General features: G+C 43.5%; 6 protein-coding genes and 1 pseudogene. 4 read left to right on the forward strand and 3 right to left on the reverse strand.

From position 1 onward, the window contains the following. Both WBA23_RS03765 and WBA23_RS03770 read left to right on the forward strand, forming a co-directional pair. Positions 1 to 226 (forward strand): annotated as a pseudogene (locus WBA23_RS03765) (ABC transporter ATP-binding protein); the annotation flags it as partial. 1 nt (position 227) lies between these two features. Then, a complete protein-coding gene (locus tag WBA23_RS03770) occupies positions 228 to 1,580 on the forward strand; it encodes a TolC family protein (RefSeq protein ID WP_424580912.1) in 1,353 nt (450 codons plus the stop codon). A 13-nt stretch (positions 1,581 to 1,593) separates the two neighbouring features. Here the strand turns inward: WBA23_RS03770 and WBA23_RS03775 are convergent, their stop codons facing one another. Together WBA23_RS03775 and WBA23_RS03780 are read right to left on the reverse strand one after the other, a co-directional pair. Further along, entirely contained in the window at positions 1,594 to 2,826 is a 1,233-nt protein-coding gene (locus tag WBA23_RS03775; RefSeq protein ID WP_424580913.1) for a chorismate-binding protein, read from the reverse strand. 13 nt (positions 2,827 to 2,839) lie between these two features. Next, positions 2,840 to 3,256: a hotdog fold thioesterase gene (locus WBA23_RS03780; protein WP_424580914.1), complete on the reverse strand. Its 417-nt coding sequence runs from the start codon at positions 3,254 to 3,256 to the stop codon at positions 2,840 to 2,842. Between the two features lie 71 nt (positions 3,257 to 3,327). Between WBA23_RS03780 and WBA23_RS03785 the strand changes: the two genes are divergently transcribed. Further along, positions 3,328 to 3,987, forward strand: coding sequence for a histidine phosphatase family protein (locus WBA23_RS03785; RefSeq protein WP_424580915.1), 660 nt, complete (start codon positions 3,328 to 3,330; stop codon positions 3,985 to 3,987). Positions 3,988 to 4,132: 145 nt separating this feature from the next. Next, positions 4,133 to 5,347 carry an NAD(P)-dependent oxidoreductase gene (locus WBA23_RS03790; RefSeq protein ID WP_424580916.1) on the forward strand — a complete coding sequence of 405 codons (1,215 nt, stop codon included), beginning with the start codon at positions 4,133 to 4,135 and terminating at the stop codon, positions 5,345 to 5,347. A 53-nt stretch (positions 5,348 to 5,400) separates the two neighbouring features. Here the strand turns inward: WBA23_RS03790 and rho are convergent. Continuing rightward, positions 5,401 to 6,148, reverse strand: a 748-nt coding sequence (gene rho / locus WBA23_RS03795; protein WP_424580917.1) for a transcription termination factor Rho, incomplete at its 5' end; no start/stop codon positions are given.

Genomic DNA, 6,148 nt, shown 5'->3' on the forward strand with positions numbered 1-6,148 from the left:
CGGTAGACCTAAACTGCTATTGGCCGATGAGCCTACCGGAAACTTACATTCCGAACAAGGACGACAGGTGATGGAACTATTTAAGCAACTTAATACGGAAGGAATGACTATCATTCAGGTAACTCACTCGGAAGAAGGTGCCAGTTACAGCGACCGTATTGTCAATATCGTCGACGGAGCTATTCAGAGCGACGAAAAAATTCAGAAAGAAGAACAGAACGCATAAGATGAAACAACTAGCACTACCCCTATTTTTTCTAACCCTACTTACCGGCTTTTCTGTCTTGGCTCAGGAAGACCAAACCCTGACCTACGAAGAAGCTGTAAGCATTGCCCTACGCGAAAATATCCAAATTCAGCAGCAGCAAAACCTATTAGAAGTGAGCCGGGCCGAACGATCTCAAGCATATGCTCAATTTGCTCCTTCCGTCGGATTTGAAGCAAGTGGAAACCGAGTATACGGTCGTCAGTTTGACCAAACTGCCGGAGATTTTACTGAAGAGATTAACAACCGCTTGAACGGGGGGCTATTTGCTTCAATGACGCTATTTAATGGTTTCAGAAATATTAATCAGGTGCGGCAGTCACAGGAGAATGCTGAGGCTCAGCTTAATCTAATTAATCAGACTAAGCAAGATGTTACCTTCAATGTCTCTCAGCAGTACCTACAAGTATTGCTTAACCAAGAGTTGCTTCGTATTCAGCAAGCGAATTTAGAACAACAAGAAGAATTACTAGAGAGCACTCGGACTTTCGTAGAGAGCGGAGCCCAATTTAACATCGCTGATCTGTATAATCAGGAAGCAGAAACTAAGCGGGTGGCTTTATTGGTAGTTGAAGCTGAAAACGCACTCACTATCAGTCAGGTGCAGCTTATTCGTCTACTCCAGATTGATCCGTTTGCCAATTGGAATTTCGCTGAACCGGATATTAACCAGTGGGAAATTCTCTCAGAGGATATCAATATTGAAGAAGCATATAATCAGGCTGTTGCTAACCGCTTTGATATTAAACAGCAAGAGAATACGATTCAGGCGGGTCAGTACGGCATAAAAGTAGCCCGCTCAGGGTATCTGCCTCGGCTTAGCGCGAGTTACTATATTGGTTCGCAGTATTCAACCTTGTTTGAGCGGACTTTCTCCGATCAGATTCTTGATGTTAACCGAGTAAGTGTGCTTAGCCTTAATTTGAATATTCCTATCTTTAGCAATTTGGATAATTACGCTTTAGTGCAGCGGAATAAGCAATTAATGAATAACGCGGTATTAGAACTTGAAGATCTGAAACGTAACACGTTTGAGCAATTACAAACCGCCGTGGCTGATTATAAAGCCGCCAAACAAAGAATTGTCGCGGCTGAAGCTCAGGTGAAAGCGGCTGAGAAAGCACTAGAAGCGGAACGAGAGCGATTTCGCTTAGGCGTAAGTAATGTACTGGATATAAACTTGGTAAACGCTGCTTTTGTGGGCGCGCAAGCTAATCAAGCCCAAGCCAATTATCAACTTATCTTTCAGAAAACGGCACTGGATTATTTCACTGGAAGGCTACAACCGGAAAGCATGTCAATGAATAATGACTGATGCCTTTACTCAATTAATCATTATCAATCATTAACTTCTGTATCGTGCGCATTTTCATTTCGGTTTCTTCCCACTCGCGATGAGGTTCCGAGTCAATAGTAACTCCGGCTCCGGCGTATAAAATGGCTTGTTGGCCGAGCAATTGCATACAGCGTAAGTTGACAAATAGATGCGTTTCATCCTGCATATTTACCGGACCTAAAAAACCGCTGAAAAAGGAGCGGTCGTAACCTTCGTGCTGTTGGATAAATTCTAACGAGGGTTCTTTGGGCATTCCGCAGACTGCGGAAGTAGGATGCAGCAGTCGGAGCATCACCGAACCTAGTTCAGGGAAGTTAGTAGCTTCCATATCAACAGTAAAGTCCGTACGAAGATGCAATAGGTTGCCCGCTGCGGTAGTTTTGGGTCCATCTTCGTCGAACTCACGCAGGCGTATCTTCTTGAAACAGTTAATAATATAGCGACTGACCATCGCCTGCTCCTCAATCTCCTTCTGTCGCCAAGCGGCACTTCTCAGTGGGTCTTTTCCTTGCAAAGGTTGAGTGCCTGCCAGAGCAATGGTTCGGAACACTCTACGCTGTTCCTGACGATACGTACTTACCAAAATTTCGGGCGAAGCTCCCATCCAAGTTCCCACTCCCGAAATTGAAAACAGCGAAACGAAAGCTGCCGGATACGCATCGCAAAGTTGTTGGAATGTGCGAGCTGAATCGAAATTGTCAGGAAGGGAAACCAGCTTATTACGAGATGGAACCACTTTTTTAAAATCGCCCTGCTCAATGGCTTTGACTGCGTTCGCTACAATATCGCTGAACTTAGCTGGCTCAGCACTGAAAAATGAGTTGTTTAACGGAACCGTATGAATCTGAGCAGATTTATTTTGCCTTAATTGTTGCTGCAAAGACGAATAAATTTTAGCAGTCTGGGCAGCATTAGAAGCAGTTTGACACTGTTGTTTACCAGACTGGTAGTATATATCTGCCCGAACGTAAGGCGACTCTTCATCAGCATTTATGAATGGACTGGCAACAAAACCCGGCGAAAGTTCTTCCAACTGCCAATCGGTTGAAGATATAACTTCTGAAGTATCTAAAATTACGTGCTGCGTTTGCTGATTAGGTAACCGCCAAGCAGCCACCGATAGTTGGTGGTGAAACGACGTATTTAAAAAAGCTCGTAGAATATTATCAAATGTATACCCCAACCAGTCAACCTCTTGCGACGCTATGGCTTCTAATTCCTTCATGATTTTCCTTACTTCACTTCTCTACTACCGCCATCGTTAGGCGGCTAATACATACTAATTGTTGCTTCTCATTTACAATACGAATTTCCCACACATGAGTTCTCCGACCTATATGCAAGGCTTTGGCCGTTCCGTAAACATAGCCCTGCGTTACTGCTTTCAGATGATTAGCGTTAATATCTAAACCTACGCAGTAGTACTTTTCTGTATTTACACATAGATGCGAGGCCACACTACCTACGGTTTCGGCCAGCACCACCGAAGCTCCCCCGTGCAACAAACCCATTGGTTGATGGGTACGGTGATCAACCGGCATCCGGGCGGTTAGTCCATCAGTATGAACCTCGGTAAACTCAATTCCTAAATGTTCTACCATAGTACCTTTCCCCATCGCGTTGATGCTATCAATAGAAATATCGGAGCTTATCATAGGTTACGCTTTGTTCGGTATAACTTTTTTAGTTCCTTACCGCTTTAACTAGCAATAGGGGTATAAAAGTTATGGATAAAGTTATTTATTTGATCCGGCACGGGCAGACAGAATATAACCGAAAGGGTGTGGTGCAGGGTAGCGGAATTGACGCTCCGCTTAATGAAGTAGGTCACATGCAGGCGGAAGCTTTCTACGAAACCTACCATAATATTTCATTTGATCATGTGTATACCTCGGTTCTACAACGCAGTATTCAGTCGGTAAAAGGATTTTTAGATGACGGATTACCTACCACCCAATTAGCCGGACTTAATGAGATAAACTGGGGCGTAAAGGAAGGAAAGGTGCCCACAACTGAAGAGCATTCGTACTATAACGATATTATCAGCGGATGGCAAGATGGTAAATTAGACGTGGCCATTGAAGGGGGGGAAAGTCCGCTAATGGTACAAGAGCGGCAAAAGCCAGCCCTTGAGCATATTTTGTCTTATCCTGAGCAAAAACAAGTACTAATTTGTATGCACGGTCGGGCAATACGAATATTTCTCTGCCTCATGATGAACCGTGATTTGCGAGACATGGATCAGTTCAAGCATACTAATCTTGGCTTGTATCTATTGCACTACCATGCTAATGAGAAGCGGTTTGAGATTATTAAAGAGAATGATCAGTCGCATTTGCCTGAACTGCCCCCTTCTGCGCGCGAAGATAAGACCGATATAAAGTAGTAGAAGGCGGTTTTAGCTTCGTAATAGTATACCTTTGGGCGTAAACTTTTCTCTTCTTTTACGTTCGTAGTTTTGGTAGAGCTACGTAGACTGTACTTCTACCCTTTTTAACTCAGCTATTAAGAACTAACACTAACCTATTCAGATGAACAAACAAGTAATTGCGCTAATCCGGGAAGATAAAGTTCCGGTAGATCATCGGGTTCCGCTAACGCCTGATCAGGCAGTACGGATTAAAGAAAAGTTTCAGGCAGAGGTAGTATGCCAAAGTAGCACCTTGCGTTGCTTCCCCGATCAAGAGTATAAACAAGTTAATATTTCAATAGTAGATTCGGTACAATCAGCTGATATTTTGATGGGAGTGAAAGAAGTGCCGATTGACAATTTGATTGCCAATAAAACTTATTTTTTCTTCTCACACACCATTAAGAAGCAAGCCTATAACCGAGATCTGCTTCGAGCCATTCTGGATAAGAATATACGACTTATTGACTATGAACGACTCACCGATCAGCAGAATCTTCGGGTGGTAGCTTTTGGTCGATTTGCCGGAATTGTGGGAGCTTATAATGGTTTATACACTTTTGGAAAGAAATTTAGCTTGTACAACATTCGCCGAGCTAAAGACTGCTTTGATTTAGCCGACTTGCGCACAGAATATGCAAAGATCAAACTCCCAGCAATTAAGATCGCTATTACCGGAACGGGCCGGGTAGCTCAAGGTGCCGCTGAGGTGCTAGATGAAGTAGGTATTCGCCGGGTGCTCGCGAGTGATTATCTGACGCAGGACTATAAAGAACCAGTATACACTCAGCTAAGCGTAACGGAATACAATCAACGAAAAGACAGTAAACCTTTCCAAGAACAGGAATTTTATGATAACCCCGAGCAATTCGTACCTGGTTTTCTACCCTTTGCTCAACAAACCGACCTACTAATAGCCGGAGCTTACTGGGATTCTAATTCACCAGTATTATTTCGTCGGGAAGAAATGATGAAAGAAGATTTTAAAATTAAAGTGGTTGCTGACATCACTTGCGATATTGAGGGTTCTATTCCTTCTACTAAACAGCCTTCTACAATTGATGATCCGATTTACGATTATAATCCTTGGAATGATCAAGTAGTAGAACCGTATAAAGACCAAAATACCGTTTCGGTAATGGCGGTTGATAATTTGCCGTCGGAACTACCTCGCGATGCCTCCCGAGCGTTTGGCGAAGCACTGCTAGAGCAAGTTCTACCAAATTTGCTAGGCGATGATCAGAACGGAATGATTGCTCGGGCTACTATTACGGAAGATGGAAAGTTAACTGAACCTTATCGCTATCTACAGGATTTCGTAGACGGTAAAGAATAAAAAAAGCCAGCAATCAGGCTGGCTTTATAAGTTATTTCTGTATTGAAGAAAAACTACCCGTTCATAGAAATTAAGAACTCATCATTGTTCTGGGTTCCTTTCATGCGCGAGAGCAAGAATTCAATGGCTTCGTTAGAGTTCATGTCGGACATAAGCTTGCGCAGAATCCAAACTCGTGATAACTCTTCTTTGTCCATGAGTAAATCCTCACGGCGGGTGCCAGATGCCGGAACATCAATAGCCGGATAGATTCGTCTGTTGGATAGCTTACGATCCAGTTGCAGCTCCATATTACCCGTTCCTTTAAACTCTTCAAAGATTACTTCATCCATCTTAGAACCAGTTTCAATTAGGGCAGTAGCAATAATGGTGAGAGAGCCACCATTTTCTACATTGCGAGCCGCCCCGAAGAAACGCTTTGGTTTGTGCAGCGCGTTAGCGTCGACCCCACCCGACAAAATTTTACCCGAAGATGGTATGGTAGTGTTGTAAGCCCGGGCCAAACGAGTAATAGAATCAAGTAGAATCACTACATCGTGACCAGACTCTACCATGCGTTTAGCTTTTTCCAGCACAATACTGGCTACTTTCACGTGTTTTTCAGCCTGTTCATCAAATGTAGAGGCAACTACTTCCGCCTTCACGGAACGGGCCATATCGGTTACTTCTTCAGGACGTTCATCAATTAGCAGAATAATCAGATATACTTCCGGATGATTCTCAGCAATAGCATTCGCAATTTCCTTTAGTAGTACCGTTTTACCCGACTTAGGTTGAGAAACGATCATACCCCGCTGTCCT

It is taken from the genome of Tunicatimonas sp. (assembly GCF_049647865.1).
GTDB lineage: Bacteria > Bacteroidota > Bacteroidia > Cytophagales > Cyclobacteriaceae > Tunicatimonas.